This is a genomic window from Rhizobium favelukesii (assembly GCF_000577275.2).
Classification (GTDB): Bacteria; Pseudomonadota; Alphaproteobacteria; order Rhizobiales; family Rhizobiaceae; genus Rhizobium; species Rhizobium favelukesii.
This window is the reverse complement of sequence record NZ_HG916852.1, coordinates 3,858,469-3,877,934: the sequence shown is the minus strand read 5'-3', so window position 1 is coordinate 3,877,934 and position 19,466 is coordinate 3,858,469. Positions and strand designations below refer to the sequence as shown.

General features: G+C 60.8%; 20 protein-coding genes. 16 read left to right on the top strand and 4 right to left on the bottom strand.

The window, feature by feature from the left end; all coding sequences use genetic code 11:
* Positions 1 to 66 precede the first annotated feature (66 nt).
* The 16 genes from LPU83_RS57670 (at position 67) to LPU83_RS57595 (ending at position 14,841) form a co-directional block, all read left to right on the top strand.
* Positions 67 to 456, top strand: coding sequence for an AGROH133_08824 family phage infection protein (locus LPU83_RS57670; RefSeq protein WP_024316834.1), 390 nt, complete (start codon positions 67 to 69; stop codon positions 454 to 456).
* 260 nt (positions 457 to 716) lie between these two features.
* Complete coding sequence (locus LPU83_RS57665; RefSeq protein ID WP_024316835.1) at positions 717 to 1,277, top strand: F0F1 ATP synthase subunit delta; 561 nt, start codon at positions 717 to 719, stop codon at positions 1,275 to 1,277.
* Complete coding sequence (gene atpA / locus LPU83_RS57660) at positions 1,277 to 2,806, top strand: F0F1 ATP synthase subunit alpha (protein WP_024316836.1); 1,530 nt, start codon at positions 1,277 to 1,279, stop codon at positions 2,804 to 2,806. The genes LPU83_RS57665 and atpA overlap by 1 nt, the downstream gene beginning before the upstream one ends.
* A gap of 24 nt (positions 2,807 to 2,830) precedes the next feature.
* Positions 2,831 to 3,715 carry a F0F1 ATP synthase subunit gamma gene (locus LPU83_RS57655; RefSeq protein ID WP_024316837.1) on the top strand — a complete coding sequence of 295 codons (885 nt, stop codon included), beginning with the start codon at positions 2,831 to 2,833 and terminating at the stop codon, positions 3,713 to 3,715.
* 23 nt (positions 3,716 to 3,738) lie between these two features.
* A complete protein-coding gene (atpD, locus tag LPU83_RS57650) occupies positions 3,739 to 5,187 on the top strand; it encodes a F0F1 ATP synthase subunit beta (RefSeq protein WP_024316838.1) in 1,449 nt (482 codons plus the stop codon).
* Positions 5,187 to 5,423, top strand: a complete 237-nt coding sequence (locus tag LPU83_RS57645) for a hypothetical protein (RefSeq protein ID WP_024316839.1) — start codon at positions 5,187 to 5,189, stop codon at positions 5,421 to 5,423. Before atpD ends, LPU83_RS57645 begins: the two co-directional genes overlap by 1 nt.
* Positions 5,423 to 5,830, top strand: coding sequence for a F0F1 ATP synthase subunit epsilon (locus tag LPU83_RS57640; RefSeq protein WP_024316840.1), 408 nt, complete (start codon positions 5,423 to 5,425; stop codon positions 5,828 to 5,830). Before LPU83_RS57645 ends, LPU83_RS57640 begins: the two co-directional genes overlap by 1 nt.
* A gap of 148 nt (positions 5,831 to 5,978) precedes the next feature.
* The gene (gene soxR, locus LPU83_RS57635) at positions 5,979 to 6,443 is read left to right on the top strand and encodes a redox-sensitive transcriptional activator SoxR (protein WP_024316841.1); all 465 of its coding nucleotides are present in this window, start codon (positions 5,979 to 5,981) and stop codon (positions 6,441 to 6,443) included.
* Positions 6,444 to 6,514: 71 nt separating this feature from the next.
* Positions 6,515 to 7,285 carry an SDR family NAD(P)-dependent oxidoreductase gene (locus tag LPU83_RS57630; RefSeq protein ID WP_024316842.1) on the top strand — a complete coding sequence of 257 codons (771 nt, stop codon included), beginning with the start codon at positions 6,515 to 6,517 and terminating at the stop codon, positions 7,283 to 7,285.
* Between the two features lie 102 nt (positions 7,286 to 7,387).
* Positions 7,388 to 7,729, top strand: a complete 342-nt coding sequence (locus LPU83_RS57625) for an ArsR/SmtB family transcription factor (RefSeq protein WP_024316843.1) — start codon at positions 7,388 to 7,390, stop codon at positions 7,727 to 7,729.
* Between the two features lie 70 nt (positions 7,730 to 7,799).
* Entirely contained in the window at positions 7,800 to 8,693 is an 894-nt protein-coding gene (locus tag LPU83_RS57620) for a LysR family transcriptional regulator (RefSeq protein ID WP_024316844.1), read from the top strand.
* Positions 8,694 to 8,862: 169 nt separating this feature from the next.
* A complete protein-coding gene (locus LPU83_RS57615; RefSeq protein WP_024316845.1) occupies positions 8,863 to 9,342 on the top strand; it encodes a formate dehydrogenase subunit gamma in 480 nt (159 codons plus the stop codon).
* The gene (locus tag LPU83_RS57610) at positions 9,339 to 10,895 is read left to right on the top strand and encodes a formate dehydrogenase beta subunit (RefSeq protein ID WP_024316846.1); all 1,557 of its coding nucleotides are present in this window, start codon (positions 9,339 to 9,341) and stop codon (positions 10,893 to 10,895) included. Before LPU83_RS57615 ends, LPU83_RS57610 begins: the two co-directional genes overlap by 4 nt.
* Positions 10,896 to 10,899: 4 nt before the next feature.
* Positions 10,900 to 13,779: a formate dehydrogenase subunit alpha gene (gene fdhF, locus LPU83_RS57605; protein WP_024316847.1), complete on the top strand. Its 2,880-nt coding sequence runs from the start codon at positions 10,900 to 10,902 to the stop codon at positions 13,777 to 13,779.
* Positions 13,779 to 14,606 carry a formate dehydrogenase accessory sulfurtransferase FdhD gene (gene fdhD / locus LPU83_RS57600; protein WP_037070100.1) on the top strand — a complete coding sequence of 276 codons (828 nt, stop codon included), beginning with the start codon at positions 13,779 to 13,781 and terminating at the stop codon, positions 14,604 to 14,606. Before fdhF ends, fdhD begins: the two co-directional genes overlap by 1 nt.
* Positions 14,596 to 14,841, top strand: coding sequence for a formate dehydrogenase subunit delta (locus LPU83_RS57595; RefSeq protein WP_024316849.1), 246 nt, complete (start codon positions 14,596 to 14,598; stop codon positions 14,839 to 14,841). Before fdhD ends, LPU83_RS57595 begins: the two co-directional genes overlap by 11 nt.
* A gap of 247 nt (positions 14,842 to 15,088) precedes the next feature.
* Here LPU83_RS57595 and LPU83_RS57590 read toward each other — a convergent pair whose 3' ends face one another.
* The 4 genes from LPU83_RS57590 to rocF form a co-directional block, all read right to left on the bottom strand.
* The gene (locus LPU83_RS57590) at positions 15,089 to 16,426 is read right to left on the bottom strand and encodes an IS4 family transposase (protein ID WP_197901940.1); all 1,338 of its coding nucleotides are present in this window, start codon (positions 16,424 to 16,426) and stop codon (positions 15,089 to 15,091) included.
* Positions 16,427 to 16,511: 85 nt separating this feature from the next.
* Positions 16,512 to 16,988 carry a chemotaxis protein CheW gene (locus LPU83_RS57585; RefSeq protein WP_024316137.1) on the bottom strand — a complete coding sequence of 159 codons (477 nt, stop codon included), beginning with the start codon at positions 16,986 to 16,988 and terminating at the stop codon, positions 16,512 to 16,514.
* 265 nt (positions 16,989 to 17,253) lie between these two features.
* Positions 17,254 to 18,453, bottom strand: a complete 1,200-nt coding sequence (gene rocD, locus LPU83_RS57580; RefSeq protein ID WP_024316138.1) for an ornithine--oxo-acid transaminase — start codon at positions 18,451 to 18,453, stop codon at positions 17,254 to 17,256.
* A gap of 11 nt (positions 18,454 to 18,464) precedes the next feature.
* Entirely contained in the window at positions 18,465 to 19,400 is a 936-nt protein-coding gene (gene rocF / locus LPU83_RS57575; protein ID WP_024316139.1) for an arginase, read from the bottom strand.
* Positions 19,401 to 19,466: the final 66 nt, after the last annotated feature.

Below are 19,466 nucleotides of genomic sequence, written 5' to 3'. Positions count from 1 at the left end.
ACGGGCTTTTGCCCGGTACGGCAATCATGGCATAAGGACGGCGAAACAGGGGATTCGGGGTCGGTCATGGACTTTTATTTTCCAACGGAACTGGGCGAACAGCTCGCTTTCGCAGCAGCCGCATTTACCGCGTTGGCGGGCTTCATCATCATGTTTGCGCCGGGCTATGCGATGCGGTTGGTCGGCGTGATGCCACGCGAGGGCCGGCGCGACGGCTATGCCGAACAACGCTCCGTTGGCGGTTTCTATCTCGGCTTCGGTCTCTCGGCCATCATGCTGGCACAGGACTGGATCTACATGGCCCTTGGTGTCTCCTTCGCCATGGCCGCATTTGCGCGCATCATCTCGCTCCTTTCAGATAAGGGGAGCACGATTCTCAACTATTTACTTCTGGTTGTGCAGATCGTTCTGGCAGCTCTTCCGCTCGCTTATGTTTTCGGTTTCTTTTCCGCTTGAGTTGAGTGGATATTTCTCCCGTTGAGCTTTTGTTTGCCGGGCTTTGAGCATTTTTGCGTTAGAAATCGAGACGAAAGCCGTATTCGGGCGTTACGCGTGTTGCGAGTCCGAACATCCTATGTTAGACGGACCCCGAATTTCGGAAGAAGCAAGAGGCTTCTCTTGCGATTTCTGGGGGAAATCATAACGAATTCAAGATCCTAGGTCAGGCGCCCGCCGGGGACCGGATTCTTGAGTTGAAATCAGGGAAATTTGGGCCAGTGGCAGACACATCCCAGCTTACTTCTGGTGTTGCAGAGCGCTATGCCTCGTCGCTGTTTGAGTTGGCGCTCGAGCAGGGCGCCGTCGAAAGCGTCACCAAGGACCTCGACCAGTTTCAGGCGATGCTCGACGAGAGCGACGACCTGAAGCGTTTCGTTTCGAGCCCTGTTTTCTCGGCCGACGACCAGCTCAAGGCGATCGTTGCCATCAGCGAGAAGGCTGGAATCAGCGGCCTCTTCGCGAACTTCCTGAAGGTCGTGGCGCGTAACCGCCGCCTCTTTGCCCTCCCGGGCATGATCAAGGCCTTCCGCATCATTGCTGCAAACCAGCGTGGCGAAATTACTGCCGAGGTCACCTCGGCCCGTGCGTTTGATGCAGCGCAGGAAACCGAATTGAAGGCGGCGCTCAAGGGCGTCACCGGCAAAGACGTGGCGATTGCCGTCACGGTTGATCCGTCAATTCTTGGTGGTTTGATCGTGAAGGTCGGGTCCCGTCAGATTGATACGTCTCTTCGTACGAAACTCTCTACCCTTAAGCTTGCATTGAAAGAGGTCGGCTGATGGATATCCGCGCTGCGGAAATTTCCGCAATTCTCAAAGACCAGATCAAAAACTTCGGCAAAGAGGCAGAAGTCTCGGAAGTCGGTCAGGTTCTCTCCGTCGGTGACGGTATCGCTCGCGTTTACGGTCTGGATAATGTTCAGGCAGGCGAAATGGTCGAGTTCCCCGGTGGCGTCCGTGGCATGGCGCTGAACCTGGAATCGGACAACGTCGGTGTTGTTATTTTCGGTTCGGACCGCGACATCAAGGAAGGCGACACCGTCAAGCGGACCGGCGCCATCGTTGACGTTCCGGTTGGTCCGGAGCTGCTCGGCCGCGTTGTCGATGCTCTCGGCAATCCGATCGACGGCAAGGGCCCGATCAATTCGACCCGCCGCGCGCGCGTCGACGTCAAGGCTCCGGGCATCATTCCGCGTAAGTCGGTTCATGAGCCGATGTCGACCGGCCTCAAGGCTATCGACGCGCTCATCCCGGTCGGCCGTGGCCAGCGCGAGCTTGTCATCGGTGACCGCCAGACAGGCAAGACCGCGATCATTCTCGACGCGATCCTGAACCAGAAGGCGATCCACGACAACGGCCCGGACAGCGAGAAGCTGTTCTGCGTCTACGTCGCTATCGGCCAGAAGCGTTCGACCGTTGCCCAGTTCGTCAAGGTTCTCGAAGAACGCGGCGCAATGAAGTACTCGATCGTCGTTGCCGCAACGGCTTCCGATCCGGCTCCGATGCAGTATCTGGCGCCGTTCGCCGGCTGCACGATGGGCGAATACTTCCGTGACAACGGTCAGCACGCGCTGATCGGTTACGACGACCTGTCCAAGCAGGCAGTTGCTTATCGCCAGATGTCGCTCCTGCTGCGCCGCCCGCCGGGCCGCGAAGCTTATCCGGGCGACGTTTTCTACCTGCACTCGCGTCTCCTCGAGCGCGCTGCAAAGCTCTCCGACGAAAAGGGCGCTGGCTCTCTGACGGCTCTGCCTGTCATCGAAACCCAGGGCAACGACGTTTCGGCCTTCATTCCGACCAACGTGATCTCGATCACCGACGGTCAGATCTTCCTCGAAACCGACCTGTTCTATCAGGGTATCCGTCCGGCTGTTAACGTCGGTCTGTCGGTTTCACGCGTCGGCTCCGCCGCGCAGGTCAAGGCGATGAAGCAGGTTGCCGGCTCGATCAAGGGCGAACTCGCACAGTATCGCGAAATGGCCGCCTTCGCTCAGTTCGGTTCCGACCTCGACGCCTCGACGCAGCGCCTGCTGAACCGCGGCGCACGCCTCACCGAACTCCTGAAGCAGCCGCAGTTCTCGCCGCTGAAGACGGAAGAGCAGGTTGCGGTGATCTTCGCCGGCGTCAACGGCTACCTCGACAAGATCCCGGTCGCACAGGTCGGCAAGTTCGAACAGGGCCTGCTGTCGTACCTTCGCTCGGAAGGCTCGGCTATCCTCGACACGATCCGCACGGACAAGGCAATCAGCGACGATACGAAGGGTAAGCTCACGGCTGCCATCGATAGCTTCGCGAAGTCCTTCGCCTAATCGGACCCAAAGGACGGATAACGGATGCCTTCACTTAAGGATCTGAAAAACCGGATCGCCTCCGTCAAGGCGACGCAGAAGATCACCAAGGCGATGAAGATGGTCGCCGCGGCGAAGCTTCGGCGTGCCCAGGAGGCGGCTGAGGCCGCCCGTCCGTACTCGCAGCGCATGGGTGCCGTTCTGGCAAACATTGCTGGTGCGATGACGGAGGCCGACGGTGCGCCGGCTCTGATGACGGGCAACGGCAAGGACCAGGTTCATCTGCTGGTCGTCTGCACGGCCGAACGCGGCCTGTGCGGCGGCTTCAACTCGCAGATCTCGCGCTTTGCGCGCGATCACGCTCGCAAGCTTCTCGCCGAAGGCAAGACGGTTAAGATCTTTACCGTCGGCAAGAAGGGTTACGACGTTCTGCGCCGTGAATTTGCTTCGCTCATCGTCGAGCGCAAGGAATTGCGTGAGGTGAAGAAGGTCGGCTTCGAGAATGCCGACCAGATCGGCAAGCGCGTCATCGAGATGTTCGAGGCCGACGAGTTCGACGTCTGCACGTTGTTCTACTCCGAATTCAAGTCGGTGATTTCGCAGGTTCCGACGGCACAGCAGCTCATCCCGGCATCGGCTCCTACGGCCGTTGTCGAAGATGCGGCGCACGCCGGCGCAGTCTACGAATACGAGCCGGATCCGGCATCGATCCTCGAGGATCTGATCCCGCGCAACATCTCCGTCCAGATCTTCCGCGCGCTCCTTGAGAACGTCGCCGGCGAAATGGGCGCCAAGATGAGCGCGATGGACAATGCAACGCGCAACGCTGGTGAAATGATCAACAAGCTGACGCTCAACTACAACCGTCAGCGTCAGGCTCAGATCACCAAGGAACTCATTGAAATCATTTCGGGCGCGGAAGCGCTCTGAGGTTAGGGAAAGAGGGTAAGAAGATGGCTAAGGCAGCTACCCCCAAGAAGACTGCGGCAGGCTCTGCCGGCAAGGTCACGCAGGTTATCGGCGCCGTCGTGGACGTTGCTTTCGAAGGCGAACTGCCGGCGATTTTGAACGCGCTTGAGACGAGCAACGGCGGCAACCGCCTGGTTCTCGAAGTCGCACAGCACCTCGGCGAGAACGTAGTTCGCACGATCGCCATGGACTCGACCGAAGGTCTGGTTCGCGGTCAGTCAGTTTCTGACACCGGCGCTCCGATCGCCGTTCCGGTTGGTCCGGAAACGCTCGGCCGTATCATGAACGTCATCGGCGAGCCGGTTGACGAAGCAGGTCCGCTGGTGACCGCCTCGAAGCGCGCCATCCACCAGGACGCGCCTGCCTACGTCGATCAGTCCACGGAAGCACAGATCCTCGTCACCGGCATCAAGGTCGTCGACCTCCTCGCTCCTTACGCAAAGGGCGGCAAGATTGGCCTCTTCGGCGGTGCAGGCGTCGGCAAGACCGTTCTCATCATGGAACTGATCAACAACGTCGCCAAGGCGCACGGTGGTTACTCGGTTTTCGCTGGCGTGGGTGAACGCACCCGCGAAGGCAACGACCTTTACCACGAAATGATCGAATCCGGCGTCAACAAGCACGGCGGTGGTGAAGGCTCCAAGGCTGCGCTCGTTTACGGCCAGATGAACGAACCGCCGGGTGCGCGCGCTCGCGTCGCTCTGACCGGTCTGACGGTTGCTGAAAACTTCCGCGACCAGGGTCAGGACGTTCTGTTCTTCGTCGACAACATCTTCCGCTTCACGCAGGCAGGTTCCGAAGTGTCGGCACTGCTCGGCCGTATTCCTTCGGCCGTCGGCTATCAGCCGACGCTCGCCACGGACATGGGCCAGATGCAGGAACGCATCACGACCACGACGACCGGTTCGATCACCTCGGTTCAGGCGATTTACGTTCCGGCCGACGACTTGACCGACCCGGCTCCGGCAACCTCGTTCGCCCACCTGGACGCAACCACCGTTCTGTCGCGCTCGATCGCTGAAAAGGGTATCTACCCGGCCGTCGACCCGCTCGACTCCACGTCGCGCATGCTCGACCCGATCGTTGTCGGCGAAGAGCACTACGAAGTGGCTCGTAAGGTTCAGTCGACGCTGCAGCGCTACAAATCCCTGCAGGACATCATCGCCATCCTTGGCATGGACGAACTGTCCGAAGAGGACAAGCTGGCCGTTGCCCGCGCCCGTAAGATCGAGCGCTTCCTGTCGCAGCCGTTCTTCGTCGCGGAAGTCTTCACCGGTTCGCCGGGCAAGCTCGTCGCGCTCGAAGACACGATCAAGGGCTTCAAGGGCCTCGTCAACGGCGAATACGACCACCTGCCGGAAGCTGCCTTCTACATGGTCGGCTCGATCGACGAAGCCATCGAGAAGGCCAAGAAGCTGTCCGCAGCTGCCTGATGAGCGACGCTCTCAACGAGATCTTCTGCTGCGACGCCCTTCGGGAAGTCGCAGCAGAGCTTCCCGCTCCGGCAGCGCCGACGATCTATAGATCGGACGATGGCAAGCTGATGATGGTGGTGGGACTGATCCAGACCGAGGAAGGTCTTGGGTATCTCGATCAGGTGATAGCGCACTGCCCGTTCTGCGGGACCAATTTACAAGATACAGAAGCCGCCGAGAAGGTAAGTCACTAATGGCTGACAATTTCAATTTTGAACTCGTATCTCCCGAGCGCTTGCTCCTTTCGGAGATGGTGACAGAAGTTGTCATTCCGGCAACCGACGGCGAGATGACCGTTATGGCGAACCACGCCCCGACGATGACGACGATCAAGCCTGGCATCGTCAGCGTTCGTTCGGCCAACGGTTCGAAGCAGGATTACGTGGTTTTTGGCGGCTTCGCCGACATTCTGCCGACCGGATGCACGCTGTTGGCTGAGTCCGCGGTCATCGTTCAGGATCTCTCGAAGGACGAACTGACGCTTCGCATCGACGCGGCGAAGAGAGAAAGCGAAGACGCTGTGCATCATGAGCACAGGTCGCGTCTGGAACACTACATCATGGAACTGACGCACCTGCAGGGTGTGATCAATCCGGATTGATCCACGCTAAACTCTCGCATCCTGAAGCGGCCTTTTGGCCGCTTTTTTTATGTGTTCTCACGTTCTCGGTCGTTGCGAGAACGAATGGCAAGTGGACACCCGCGAAGCGCGCGACTAGATTACCTCAAGCAAACTTGAGGTTTGCGCCGTGGAAGAAGGCTTCACCAATCCCTTCAGGAAACTGCTCACGGTCGGCGACGTCGCCGAACGCAGCGGGCTCGCCGTCTCTGCGCTGCATTTCTACGAAGCGAAAGGCCTCATTTCCAGCATCCGCTCGCGTGGCAATCAGCGCCGCTTCGGCCGCGATGTGCTCCGGCGTCTCGGTATCATTAAGGTCGCGCAGCGTGTCGGGATTCCCTTGGCGGAGATCCAGGCTGCTTTCGATACGCTACCGCAGGGCCGCACGCCGACCGCTACGGATTGGCAGCGGCTGTCGGTACTGTGGAAGGAGGACCTCGATGCCCGCATCAATCGCCTCGTCGCCCTGCGCGACCGGTTGACGGATTGCATCGGCTGTGGTTGCCTCTCGGTTGAAAGCTGCCCGCTGCGCAATCCCTATGACCGGCTGGCAAAGGATGGGCCGGGTCCGCGTCTGCTGGAAACCGATGATTAGACAACGTTCCCCTCGCTGCATCACAACAACGCAGGAGCCGCAAACGGCTCAATCACGCCGTGGAGGACTGGATGTTTCACCCCAAGCTGTTCGAAAACCGCAACGTGGTCGTGACTGGCGGGGGTAGGGGTATCGGCCTAGAGGTGGCGCGGCAATTTCTCGATTGTGGGGCGAGAGTGCTGGTGCATCTCGGCCGCGGCGCCGACCGCGATTTGCCTGATTTCCTGCTGACAGCCGAAGAGGACCGCCGGGCGGTTCTCGTTGCCGCCGACTTTTCAACGCCGGGCGGCACCAGCGGATTTGCGCAGAAGGCACTTGCAACATTCGACCGGATCCATGTGCTCATCAACAATGCCGGAACCATGGTCGGCCGCTTTCCGGCAGGGGACCTGAGCGACGAGCAGTATCAAACGATTTTGCGGCTGAACCAGACCTCGGTCGTCGAGGTGACGCGCGCGCTTCTCCCGGCCCTGCGCGCATCGCAGGAGGCGGCGATTGTCAATACCGTCTCGATTTCTGCGCTGACCGGCGGCAGCCCCGGTTCGGCAATCTATTCGGCGTCGAAGGCATTTGTCGCAACCTATTCCAAAGCGCTGGCAAGGGAGCTCGCGCCCGACGGCATTCGCGTCAACTGCGTGTCGCCTGGAACGATCGAAACTGACTTCCACCAGCGGTACTCGTCGCCGGATAAGCTGGAGCAGACCCGCAAGACCATTCCCTTGCAGCGACTGGGCACCTCGGAGGACTGCGCACCTGCGTACCTCTTCCTTTCGGCACCTTCCCTCTCCGGCTACATCACCGGCCAGGTGCTCGAGATCAACGGCGGCCAGCTCATCTGCTGAGCGGGGGACTTTTTTGGCATTTTGACAGATCCAAACCGCTGGCTGCTGCGAATATGTTATGGTTTCGTTTCCTGCATATTGTTTATGCAACCAGAGATGCGAATGCACGTGCCTGCACCGAAATCAGGCATGACCGATCGGGATCTGCAGAAGCTTTCTGCGACAGCGCGGGACGTCAGCGACTTTCTCAAGGCACTCTCCCATCACACGCGATTGATCATTCTCTGCCTCCTCACGGAGGGAGAAAAGACGGTGGGCCAGCTGGAGGAAAGCCTTGGCATTCAGCAAGCGATGGTGTCGCAGCAGTTGGCGCGTCTCAGACCGGACGGGCCGGTCTCCGGTCGTCGCGAAGGACGTCTCATCTATTACAGCGTAGCTCATCCTCACACGACCTCGCTGCTGCATTTTCTGTTCGCGATGTTTCCGGGGACACAGGACAACTGACAATCGGCCTTGCGGACCGCTTTCTCTGGCGTGAAGATGGCGGCTTGCCGCAGTTCGGCAGAGAGGCCGAATGATCGATAAGTTGGAATATTTCATCGCGCTCGCCAATGAGAAGCATTTCGGCCGCGCTGCGGAGGAATGCGGTATCTCGCAGCCAACGCTGTCTGCTGCCATTCGCCAGCTCGAGGATCAGCTTGGCGTCATGCTGGTGCAGCGCGGCTCACGTTTCCAGGGGCTGACGCCCGAGGGTCAGCGCGTGCTCGAATGGGCGCGGCGCATTGTTGGCGACGCCCGCACGATGCGCGAAGAGATGCGGGCGGCTCGCAAGGGCCTGTCCGGACATATCAGGATCGCTGTGATCCCGACGGCGCTCGCCATGCTGCCGCGCATCACAACGCCATTTCAGGAGCGGCATCCGGATGTGACCTTTTCCATCGTCTCGCGCAATTCGCTGCAGGTGCTCAGCATGCTGGAGAATCTCGAGATCGATGCCGGGATCACCTACCTCGAAAACGAGCCGCTTGGACGCGTGACCAGCGTGCCACTCTATGCCGAGCACTACAACCTGATTACCGCTGCCGGCAGCCCTCTGTCGGATCGTGACAGCGTCACATGGAAGGAAGTGGGTAATCTTCGGCTTTGTCTATTGACGGCGGACATGCAGAACCGCCGGATCATCAATCATCATTTGGCCGAAGCCGGCGTGACGGCGCATCCGACGCTCGAATCGAATTCGATGATCGTGTTGTTCTCGCATGTTCGAACCGGACGCTGGGCCAGCATCATGCCACGTAATGTTGCGAAATCCTTCGGCTTTCCCGCCGAGATCCGAATGATCCCCATCATCGAGCCGAAAGCGCACCACCTTGTTGGTCTGGTCGCGACGCATCGTGAGCCCTTTACGCCGCTGGTTTCTGCCCTGCTGCATGAGGCCCGGATCCTCGCCGACGACCCGGAATCTTGATAGAAAACTTCTATCGTTTGACGGAACAGCATTATTGATCGCTTCGTCCATCCCTGAGAAGGTTCTATAATGAACGAACGCGAGCGGTTCTGTCGGCCATGGGGTTCTAAAGAAAGCCCGCCTGCCCGAGGCCGCGACGTGCAATTTGCAGGCCGTGGGAGGGCTGCTGATGAATATTCATGTCGCCAAAGGCGATATCGCGACGCGCACTTACGCGATCATCGATCATCTCAAACATCTCGAAGGCCCGTTGCTGCCGATCCTCCATGAGATTCAGGATGAATTCGGCTATGTGCCGCAGGAGGCCCTGCCTGTTATCGCCGGGGAGCTCAATCTTTCGCGCGCCGAAGTGCATGGCGTCGTCACCTTCTATCACGACTATCGCGATCATCCGGCCGGCCGGCACGTGCTGAAGGTCTGTCGCGCCGAGGCCTGTCAGTCGATGGGTGGCGATGCGCTGGCCGAGCGCGTCAAGGCGCTGCTCGGCGTGGATTGGCACGGTACCACGCCCGATGGGGCGATTACCCTCGAACCGGTCTTCTGTCTCGGGCTCTGTTCGTGCTCGCCATCCGCGATGATGGATGACGAGGTTCATGGCCGGCTGGATGCCGCGGATCTCGAGGCGCTGATTTCGGAGGCACGTCGATGACCGTCCGGATCTATGTCCCCCGTGATGCTGCCGCGCTGGCACTCGGTGCCGAGCGCGTTGCAAAGGCAATCTCCGAGCAGATTGCGGCTCGCGGTCTCGACGCCAAGATCGTGCGCAACGGCTCACGCGGCATGCACTGGCTGGAGCCGCTGATTGAGGTCGAAGTCGCCGGCAAGCGGATTGGCTACGGGCAGATCAAGGCGAAGGACGTCGCTTCGCTCTTCGATGCCGGATTGATATCGGGCGGCGACCACGCCCGCTGTCTTGGCGAAGTGGAGGAGCTGCCATTCCTCAAGCGTCAGACGCGCCTTACCTTCGCGCGCTGCGGCATCACCGATCCCCTTTCGCTGGATGACTATGAAGCCCATGGTGGCCTTGCCGGCCTGCGCCGGGCGATTTCGATGTTGCCCGCCGACATCGTCAAGCAGGTCACCGATTCCGGCTTGCGCGGGCGCGGCGGTGCGGGCTTCCCGACAGGCATCAAGTGGAAGACGGTTCTCGATGCTCCGGGCGAGCGTAAATTTATCGTCTGCAACGCCGACGAAGGCGACAGCGGCACTTTCGCGGACCGGATGATCATGGAAGGCGACCCCTTCGTGCTGATCGAAGGCATGGCAATCGCAGGGCTTGCAACCGGGGCGACCAAGGGCTTCGTCTACACCCGCTCGGAATATCCGCATGCGATTGCGGCGATGAGCCGGGCGATCGACATTGCCCGCAGCGCCGGAATTCTCGGCACCTCGGTTCTCGGCTCCGGCAAGGCCTTCGATATGGAGGTCCGCACCGGCGCCGGCGCCTATGTCTGCGGCGAGGAGACGGCGCTTCTGAACAGCCTCGAGGGCGGGCGCGGTATCGTGCGCGCCAAGCCGCCGCTGCCGGCGCACAAGGGCCTCTTCGACTGCCCGACCGTCATCAACAACGTCATTTCGCTCGCATCCGTGCCCGTGATCATGGACAAGGGATCGGCCTATTATCGCGATTTCGGCATGGGGCGGTCGCGCGGAACCATCCCGATCCAGATCGCCGGGAATGTGAAGCATGGCGGTCTCTTCGAGACGGCCTTCGGCATCTCGCTTGGCGCATTGGTCGATGACATCGCAGGCGGAACTGCATCCGGACGGCCGGTGAAGGCGGTCCAGGTCGGCGGTCCGCTCGGCGCATATTTCCCACGCTCCTTGTTCGACACGCCGTTCGACTATGAAGCCTTCGCGGCCAAGGATGGATTGATCGGTCACGCCGGCATCGTCGTCTTCGACGATACGGCCGACATGCTGAAACAGGCCCGGTTCGCGATGGAGTTCTGCGCCGTCGAAAGCTGCGGCAAGTGCACGCCCTGTCGCATCGGCTCGACGCGCGGTGTCGAGACGGCGGACAAGATCGCGCGTGGCATCGAGCCGGAGAAGAACCGTGTGCTGCTCGCCGATCTCTGCAACACCATGAAATTCGGGTCGCTCTGCGCGCTCGGGGGCTTTACGCCCTATCCCGTCATGAGCGCCATGACACACTTCCCCGAAGACTTCGTTCCCACACCTCTCATCGAAGCGGCGGAGTAAGACTATGCCTCTCGTCCACGAAACCGATTACGGCACGCCGGCCTCGACCTCCGAAACCATGGTGACGCTCACCATCGATGGCAATCAGGTGACGGTGCCCGAGGGGACCTCCATCATGCGCGCGTCGATGGATGCCGGCATCGAGATCCCGAAGCTCTGCGCCACCGACATGATGGAAGCCTTCGGCTCCTGCCGGCTCTGTCTGGTGGAAGTGCAGGGGCGCGCCGGCATGCCGGCGTCCTGCACGACGCCCGTTGCGCCTGATATGGTGGTCTCGACGCAAACCAACCGACTGAAGGATGTCCGCCGTGGGGTAATGGAGCTCTACATCTCCGATCACCCGCTCGACTGTCTGACCTGTGCGGCCAATGGCGATTGCGAGTTGCAGGACATGGCCGGCGCGGTCGGTCTTCGCGACGTGCGCTACGGCTATGATGGCGACAATCACGTCAGTGCGCGCAACAACGGCGACCTCAATCTCAAGTGGGCGCCGAAGGACGAATCCAATCCCTATTTCACCTTCGATCCGGCGAAGTGCATCGTCTGCTCGCGCTGTGTGCGCGCCTGCGAGGAGGTGCAGGGCACCTTTGCGCTGACCATCGAAGGCCGGGGTTTCGATTCTCGTGTTTCGGCCGGCATGCATGAGGATTTCGTGTCGTCGGAATGCGTTTCTTGCGGCGCCTGCGTCCAGGCCTGCCCGACGGCGACGCTGACTGAGAAGTCGGTGATCGAGATCGGCCAGCCGGAGCATTCCGTTGTCACCACCTGCGCTTATTGTGGCGTCGGCTGCTCCTTCAAGGCCGAGATGCGCGGTGAAGAACTGGTGCGCATGGTGCCGTGGAAGGACGGGCAGGCAAACCGCGGTCACTCCTGCGTCAAAGGCCGCTTCGCCTATGGCTATTCCAGCCACAAGGATCGCATCCTCAATCCGATGATCCGCGACAAGATCACCGATCCATGGCGCGAGGTCACCTGGGACGAGGCCTTCGCGCATGTCGCCTCCGAGTTCCGCCGCATCCAGTTTCAGTATGGCCGCGATTCCGTCGGCGGCATCACCTCGTCGCGTTGCACGAATGAGGAAACCTATCTCGTGCAGAAACTGGTGCGCGCCGGCTTCCGCAACAACAACGTCGATACCTGCGCCCGCGTCTGCCATTCGCCGACCGGCTATGGTCTCGGCCAGGCCTTCGGCACCTCGGCGGGCACCCAGAACTTCGATAGCATCGAGCAGAGCGATGTCGTTGTCATCATCGGCGCCAATCCGACCGACGGGCATCCGGTCTTCGCCTCGCGCTTGAAAAAGCGGTTGCGGCAAGGCGCCAAGCTCATCGTCATCGATCCGCGCCGCACCGATATCGTGCGCTCGCCGCATGTCGAGGCGTCCTATCATCTGCCGCTGAAGCCCGGCACGAACGTCGCGATCCTGACGTCGCTTGCGCATGTGATCGTGACCGAGGGCTTGTTCAACGAGGCCTTCATCCGCGAGCGTTGCGACTGGTCCGAGTTCGAGGACTGGGCAAGCTTCGTTGCCGAGCCGCATCACAGCCCGGAAGCCTCGGAGAAGTTCACCGGCGTTCCGGCCGATCTTGTGCGTGGTGCGGCGCGTCTCTATGCGACAGGCGGCAATGGCGCGATCTACTACGGTCTCGGCGTCACCGAACATAGCCAGGGCTCGACGACGGTCATGGCGATCGCCAACCTTGCCATGGTCACCGGCAATATCGGGCGGCCCGGCGTCGGCGTGAACCCGCTGCGCGGCCAGAACAATGTGCAGGGTTCGTGCGACATGGGCTCGTTCCCGCATGAACTGCCCGGCTATCGCCACATCTCCGACGACGCGACACGCGACATCTTCGAGAAGCTCTGGGGCGTCAAGATCAGCAATGAGCCGGGTTTGCGCATTCCGAACATGCTGGATGCGGCGGTTGATGGCACCTTCAAGGGGCTCTACGTCCAGGGCGAGGATATCCTGCAGTCTGATCCAGACACCAAGCATGTTGCGGCGGGTCTTGCCGCGATGGAATGCGTCGTGGTCCACGATCTCTTCCTGAACGAGACGGCGAATTACGCGCATGTCTTCCTGCCCGGATCCAGCTTCCTCGAAAAGGACGGCACCTTCACCAATGCCGAGCGCCGCATCAACCGGGTGCGCAAGGTCATGAGTCCCAAGAACGGCTACGCCGACTGGGAGGTCACCCAGAAGATGGCGCAGGCCATGGGGCTTGCCTGGAACTACAACCATCCCTCCGAGATCATGGACGAAATCGCAGCGACGACGCCGAGCTTCGCGCTCGTCTCCTACGACTATCTCGACACGATGGGCTCCGTGCAGTGGCCCTGCAACGAGGCTCATCCGCAGGGTTCGCCGATCATGCATGTCGATGGCTTCGTGCGCGGCAAAGGCAAGTTCATCCGGACGGAATATGTCGCGACAGACGAGCGAACGGGACCGCGCTTCCCGCTGCTGCTGACGACCGGGCGCATTCTCAGCCAGTATAACGTGGGCGCTCAGACGCGCCGCACGGAAAACGTCGTCTGGCATTCGGAAGACCGGTTGGAGATCCATGCGCATGACGCCGAACAGCGCGGCATCCGCGACGGCGATTGGGTGAAGCTGATGAGCCGCTCGGGCGACACGGCGCTGCGTGCGCTGATCACCGACCGCGTCGCGCCTGGCGTCGTTTACACGACCTTCCATCACCCGGACACGCAGGCGAACGTCATCACCACCGATTTCTCCGACTGGGCGACGAACTGCCCGGAATACAAGGTGACAGCCGTGCAGGTTTCACCCTCCAACGGTCCGACCGACTGGCAGCGCGTCTACGACGAGCAGTCGCGCCAGAGCCGGCGAATCGTCGGCAAGCTGGAGCCCGCTGAGTGATGATCGATCGTCCGGCCCGCATTGCCGTGAAGCGCACCGCCCGCAGCGGCGGCGTCGTGACGTCCGGCGTGCGAATCGTTCCGGAGGAGGTGCCGATCGCCTTTTCCTATGGCGGCAGCACCCATGCGGTGATGATGGGAACGCCGGATGATCTCGAGGATTTCGCGGTCGGCTTCAGCCTGACGGAAAGGATCATTTCCGATGTCGGGCAGATCGCGGCAATCGAGATCGTCGATGGTGAGAAAGGCATCGATGTGCAGATCGCTCTCGTCGACGAGGTCGCCGCTGCGCTGACGGCACGCCGCCGCAGCATGGCAGGTCCGGTCGGATGCGGGCTCTGCGGGATCGAGTCGATCGAACAGGCCGTTCGCAAGGTTCCGGATGTGGCTGCGGTGTGGCTCAATGTGACCTGTCGCGACATCGTCGAGGCCGTTTTGCTGTTGAACGGAGCGCAGCCGCTGCATCGCGAGACGCGCGCCGTGCACGGAGCTGGTTTCTACCTGCCGGGCAAGGGGCTGGTTGCGGTGCGCGAGGATGTGGGCCGGCACAATGCGCTCGACAAGCTTTGTGGCGCGGTTATTGGTCAAGGGCAATCCGGAGCCGACGGCATTGTCGCTGTTACCAGCCGCCTGTCCGTCGAGATGGTGCAGAAGGCGGCAATCCTCGGCACTTCCGTCCTCGTTGCCATCTCCGCGCCGACCGCCCTTGCAATTCGCACGGCCGATGAGGCGGGAATGACCCTCGTCGCCTTGGTGCGTGGCGAGGATTTCGAGATTTTCACGCATCCGCAGCGCATTCAGCCGGGAACCATCTCCGATGTCGCATGATACGCAGTCCAAACTCGTCTACATGGCCAACCAGATCGCGACGTTCTTCAAGAGCCAGCCGGAGAACGAAGCTGCGGAAGGTGTGGCGACGCATATCAACAAGTTCTGGGAGCCGCGGATGCGGCGTCAGCTATTCGAGATCATGGAGAGGGAAGGCCACGGTCTCAACCCACTCGTTGTCAGCGCAGCACCGCTGATCAAGCGGCCGGAGCCTGTAGCGAGCGTGCCTCACTAAGACTTCGGTGGCATGGGCGCTAGCGTCGCAGACATGTCTCGATAGCGACAAGAGTTTTTGGTGGGTCTCGGGGTCCGACTTCCGCTGCATTGCCGAAGTCTGTCGAACCGGGCAAATCGGTTGCATCCGGGGTCGGCCACCGATGGTCAACCGACATCCACGACGCTGTCTGGCCAGTCTGGAGCCGCCACGGATTTCCGACGATTATATCCATCAACAAAAAGCCACCATAGAAGGCTAATGCAGTTCACTTAGGTTTGCTTACGGCTCTTATCGGGTATCTGGCAGGCAGTTTTTTGACGACACGGGGGCATGATCGCCCCCGTTTTTCTGTCAGCAGCAAGTCTGCCAATCTGTTTCTCAATCTGGTGAGGTGGGCGGGGATTTTGCCGGGTGCTTCGATCGCCATCCATCCCCATTCGTGACGCAGGTAATGCAGGGCTGTGATAAAGCTTAGTCGGGTTGGCTCGACTTGGGCTTCGGTCGCGACCTCTGCCATTTCGAGCCGCACCAGATTGTAGGCCAGCAACGCGCCCCAGACCTCCTGATAGACAGTCTCCGGCGTGCCGCTTCGCAGGGTCAGTTCGCTACCGAGAAGCTCCTGCTTGAGTTCGCGATAACTTGTCTCGATGCGCCATCGCTCTTCATACTGATGGACGATTTCGCTTGCCGGATAAGTTTGTCTGTCCATCAGCGATGTCAACAATATGCGCTTTTTGCCATGGCTGGTGGTCGTCTCGATGGCCCTGACCTCCCAGAAGGCCGGCAAGTCCGGTTCTGCCTGCCGCGCCTGGGGCGAGACCTTCATGCGCACCCGATAATCGGTGGGGTGCGGATCCAGTCGTTCCCATGTGCTGTTGGCTTTGGCCGGAATCAGCCAGTGACGCTCATGTCCCTTCGTCTGCAATTGCAAGAGAAGGCTGGCACTGAAGAAGCCCTTGTCGAAGACCGTCAGCGAATGGTCCGGAACCCGGTCGAGCAGGCTTTTGGCATAGAGCATCTCGTTTGTGCCATAGGCTCCGAACACCGCATCACGCACCAGATGCGTCGCCAGCGCCGTCAGCGTCAGCAGCCGCAATTGCGGATAGCTTGCGACAACGCCAGACGCGTAGGCCTGCGCTCCAAAATGCGCCCGGTTCTCCGGGCTGTCGGACGTCCGCAGCGTGCTGCCGTCCACGGCATAACGACAAAGACCCCGCCAGGCACGCCCGGATTGGTGGCGTTCATCCCAGCATGATGCACTCATTGCAAACAACTGCGCCAACGGTGCCTGACCCAAGCGCTGCCGTGCCTGTGTCAACGCGCTCTTGGCAATATCCGCGTTGACCTCATCGGGCAAAACCAGATCAAGATGGGCCACCACCTCCGGGATCGACTGATGACGATAAAGGGCCAACGCAATCACCAGCCAGACGACCTGCTCGGCTGGCAGCTTGCGCTTGCGGATGCTCGCCTTGCCTGTCGTGGCGAGAGCCTGAGCGATCCAGTCCGGGTCGATCGCCTGCGAAAGAGCCGATAATTCGGCCGAATGTCCAAGGGTGCGTGACATCACAAACAAAAACAGGATGGGAAAACGAATCCTCATCCTGAACCATCAAACTTGCCCGCAGCTCACTAAGTGAACTGCATTAACCATAGAAGGCGGCTTTTTAGCATCAGTTGGCCTGGCGTTAGGCGGCCAAGTCGTCGGTTTCGCCTTCCTTGAACATCTTGGCGAGGTTGAGGAAGCAGATCATACCGTTTTCGGAGGCGATGATGCCCTCGCAGTATGCGCGGTCGAAGGAAGCCGTGACTTCCGGGACCGGCTGCACCTGGCTGGAGGAGATCGTGAGGATGTCCGAGACGCGATCGACCAGCATGCCGATGACCATGTTGTGGACTTCGGCCACGACGATGGCGCTGCGCTCGTTGGCGACCGTGCTTTTCATGCCGAGCTTGAAGGCGAGGTCGATGATCGGGATCACCGAGCCTCGCAGGTTCATGACACCGATGACGTCCGCCGGTGCATGCGGGATTGGCGTCGACGGTGCCCAGCCGCGGATTTCGCGGATCGTCGTCGTCTTAACGCAGAATTCCTGATCGTGCAGTCTGAAGGCAATGATCTCCAGCATATCGCCGCTGAAGTTCGTGGAATTGATCGTAGCCATGAGTATTGTCCCAACCGTCGAAAGCCAGGGCAGAAGCAACCGCGCCACCATTGGCGCGGATGGACTTTGCCTTCAAACCGCGCGTGCTCTTCCCGAGGAGGAGTATCGATACGGTTGCTCCAGACCTTAATGGAAGAGTGTTGCCCAAATCTAAATTGAGGCAGCTGACTTTTGGCTAGGCGCAGAGCCGAATGACCCCACAATCGCCAGCAACTCCGGCGGAAACGCCAGGATGCCGCTTCCGCAGTCCTATCCGTTTGTCGCCTCAGGCAAGGGTCTTTTCGATCTGCTCCACGGCCCAGTCGACCTGGCTCTTGGTGATGACCAGCGGCGGGGCGAGGCGGATCGTGTTCTCGTGCGTGTCCTTGGCAAGCAGGCCGCGATCCTTGAGCGTATAGCAATATTGGCGGGCGCCGCCGGCTTCCGGCACGAGCTCGACTGCCATCATCAGCCCGCGACCGCGCACGTTCTTGACGATGTTGGAACGGATGGAGCGCAGCCCCTCCAGGAAATAGTCGCCCATGACGGCTGCGTTCTCGATCATGCCTTCCTCCGTCAGCACCCTCAATGCCGCGCGCGCCACCGCGCAGGCAAGCGGATTGCCGCCGAACGTCGAGCCGTGCTGGCCGGGCTTCAGGACACCGAGCACCTCGGAATTGGAGAGCACGGCGGAGACCGGATAGAAACCGCCGGATAGCGCCTTGCCGATCAGCGTCACGTCGGCCTCGATCCCCTCGTGCTCTTCTGCAAGTAGTTTGCCGGTGCGGCCGAGGCCGGTCTGGATTTCGTCGAGGATCAGCGTCACCTTGTTGTCGGTGCAGAGTTCGCGCACGCGCTTGAAGTAACCGGTTTGCGGGATGATGACGCCTGCTTCGCCCTGGATCGGCTCGATCAGCGCTGCGACCGTGTTCTCATTGATGGCGGCCGCGAATGCGTCGGCATCGCCGAATGGAACCGTCCGGAAACCAGGCGTATAGGGCCCAAAGCCGGTGCGTGCATCGGGGTCCGTCGAGAAGCTGATGATGCTCAGCGTCCGGCCGTGAAAATTGTCGGCGCAAACGATGATCTCGGCCTTGCCTTCCGGCACGCCTTTCACTTCGTAGCCCCACTTGCGCACGGCCTTGATCGCGGTCTCGACGGCTTCGGCGCCCGAGTTCATCGGCAGGATCTTGTGCGAGCCAGTCAGCGCTGCCAGTTCTTCATAGAGATGGGCGAGTTGGTCGTTGCGGAAGGCGCGCGAGGTGAGCGTCAGCTTGCCCGCCTGCTCAACCATGGCGGCCAGGATCTTCGGATGGCAATGCCCCTGGTTCACAGCCGAATAGGCCGACAGGCAGTCCAGATACCGCTTGCCGTCGGTATCCCAGACATAGACGCCTTCGCCCCGGGTCAATACGACGTCGAGCGGCTTGTAGTTGTGCGCGCCGAGGCGCTGTTCGGTATCGATCAGGTTCTTGGAATTGCTCATGTCGACTCTCCTCAGGCGGCGCGGGTCGGGCGGTCGAAGATGCGACGGCCGAAGAGGCTTGCCGTCAGCTCCACCAGGATCCGGGCGCTCTTGCCGCGGTCGTCGAGGAAGGGGTTGAGTTCTACGAGATCGAGTGAGGAGACGAGACCGCTATCGCAGAGCATTTCCATGATGAGATGCGCTTCACGGAAGGTCGCGCCGCCGGGCACCGTCGTGCCGACGCCGGGCGCGATCTCCGGATCGAGGAAATCGACATCAAGGCTTACGTGCAGCAGGCCGTTTGCATCGGAGACGATGCCAAGGATCTGACGCATCGTTGCCGCGACGCCCTGTTCGTCGAGCCAGCGCATGTCAAAGACATTGATCCCATGCTCCTTGATGAGCTCGCGCTCCGGCGCATCGACCGACCGGATCCCGACCTGGAAGACGTTGCGCGGATCAACCAGGGGACGTTCCTTGGGCAGGATCTCGGCAAGTTCGGCTTGGCCGCAGAAATAGGCGACCGGCATGCCATGGATGTTGCCGGAGGGCGACGTGGCGGGCGTGTTGAAATCCGAATGAGCGTCGAGCCAGAGAACGAAGAGCGGCCGGCCTTGCTGGGCCGCGTAGCGCGCCATGCCGGATACGGTGCCCATCGACAGGCTGTGATCGCCGCCGAGGATCAGCGGAAAGCGGCCGGCGGCGGCCGCTTCGTAGACACCTGCCTCGAGCGCGCGGGTAAATGCGCCTATGATGCGCAGATTGTGCGCCTTCGGATGGTTCGGCAGGTCGCGTGCCGGAACGACATGCACGTCGCCGGCATCGACCACATCATAACCAAGATCGACCAGCGTCTGATCGACGCCTGCAATGCGAAGCGCAGCCGGCCCCATGGCGGCGCCTCTGCGTCCCGAACCCTCTTCCAGCGGTGCTCCGATGAGCGTGACCGATCTTGCCTGTGGCTGCATGCTTTTTCTCCAGCTTGCGTTTCGGAAGACATATTGAAATATCGGCACGGCGACAAATAGATGAAA